Origin of the sequence: Parvularcula maris (assembly GCF_024505085.1) — a bacterium.
GTDB classification, from domain to species: domain Bacteria; phylum Pseudomonadota; class Alphaproteobacteria; order Caulobacterales; family Parvularculaceae; genus Parvularcula; species Parvularcula maris.
The window spans coordinates 1-1,319 of the sequence record NZ_JANIBC010000037.1; the positions used below are offsets into that span (position 1 = coordinate 1).

A 1,319-nucleotide genomic window follows, 5' to 3' on the forward strand; every position below is an offset into this window, starting at 1 on the left:
CGGCTACGGCGACGGGCTGAACATGTACGCCTATGTGGGCGGGGATGCGGTGAACAGGACGGATCCAAGCGGGCTGTCCCGCACCGGCAACAGCGCTTCGATAACCACCGCGACGTGCTACTACTCCTTCGAGTACAACGGCTCGACCATTCATGTGAACGGCGGTGAGTGCGGTAGCAGTGGCGGAGGTGCCCGTTCGGGGGTTAACAACGGCGTCTTGGGTAGCGGCCGAGGCGGCAACAACGGTGGCGGCGTATTCAGTGGACCAGGAGGCGGAGGGGTAGGACTGGGTCTTGAGAGAGCTAATGAGGTAGGCAACGAAGCTTTCTGTGGCGAAGGCGGAACAAGGGTCGGTAGCTATCAAGAAGCGGCAGGCCAAATTGCTCCACACTTGAGTGAGCCAGCAATGGCTAACTTAGCGAATACCATTCGGCAGGGTTACAATTCGGCTGAAAACCGCTACAATCATAATATGAGAAGAAATAGTATGCGTAGTCCAACAGGTAGATTAGTTCTGAGAGGAACGGGTCGATATGTTACAGGGCCTGCGCCTGCGTTTAGTGGATCGTATATACAAGACGACCGCCATTACCTTGAACAGCTTCCTCCGGGTAGTTCTGGGATTGGCATACCTATCGGAAATGTCTTCAATTCCACGCAGCCTGGCAATTCAGCCGCAAGTAATTCTGTAACGGCTGTAATTTATTCTGGCGATCCAGTTCATCATGATGCATCTCGATGGATCGAGCGAGCTAAACAGTTTGGAAACGCTTACGTACGAAGAGGAGCCATTGCCTGTGTTTACTAGAGTTTTTGCTGTATTTTGTGCAGTTATATTAGTTGCAATTGCTTCATGTAATGGGTCTGTGGAAGTTGATGATTGCTCTGTTGAGTATACAGAGTATACTAACGAAGACGTACTGCGAGATGATATTGGAAAAATAGTATGTGTAATCGGTTATGTTGAGTACGAAGATGGTGTATTTAGAATTTTCGAGGAGAATTTCTATACGATTGACGATCCCGTATTGCCTTTTTTTTTATGTATATGATGAAAAGCTTGTTGAATTAATCGAAAAAGAAAAAAGGTGCCTCGTTGGCGCATTTCGTTTTGTCGGTCGCATGGGCATTATACACCCTGATATTATAGGAATGAATTTGGTTTACAAGGTTGAGAGCCAAGAGAAAGCGAACAGACCAAAAGAATGTGGCTCGGTCATCATCGAGAAGTCTTCTTGAGGGTCCTTCTGGTTTAGAGGAATTCTTCTTAACTACTACGTTCATGGTGCTGGTGTGGACGAGCCTTTGGTTTACTACCG

Annotated in this window: 1 protein-coding gene; it reads left to right on the forward strand. The window is 48.0% G+C overall.

The window, feature by feature from the left end:
• The first annotated feature begins 725 nt into the window (after nt 1–725).
• Complete coding sequence (locus NOG11_RS14840) at nt 726–1,052, forward strand: hypothetical protein (RefSeq protein ID WP_256620597.1); 327 nt, start codon at nt 726–728, stop codon at nt 1,050–1,052.
• Nucleotides 1,053–1,319 lie beyond the last annotated feature (267 nt).

Coding starts and splice junctions, on each gene's coding strand:
- NOG11_RS14840 (WP_256620597.1), top strand. CDS start 726: ATGATGCATCTCGATGGATCGAGCGAGCTAAACAGTTTGGAAACGCTT.